We start from the raw sequence: 266 nt of genomic DNA on the forward strand, positions 1-266 counted from the left end.
AAAAGAAGTAACAACATCTGAGAAGTATCAGCTCATCAATGAAACGATCCGAAAACACAACCTTAAACGCCATGTCTCCCATCTCTGTGAAATAGCTGGTGTAAAACGGAATAGCTATTATGCCTGGCTAAAAGCAGAACCAAAGCGCCTTGAACGAGAAACAAAAGATGAAGAGGATTATCAACTCATTAAGCAGATTCATGACAGTAAAAAAGGAAAGCTCGGCGGACGCGTGATAAAGATGCGTCTAGAAAATATCTATGATG

The 266-nt window shown here is 39.8% G+C and carries 1 pseudogene; it reads left to right on the forward strand.

Going from position 1 to position 266, the window contains the following annotated elements:
• Window positions 1–266, forward strand: a pseudogene (locus tag M3206_RS18895) (IS3 family transposase); the annotation flags it as partial.

The organism is Fictibacillus phosphorivorans, assembly GCF_023715845.1.
Classification (GTDB): domain Bacteria; phylum Bacillota; class Bacilli; order Bacillales; family Fictibacillaceae; genus Fictibacillus; species Fictibacillus phosphorivorans_D.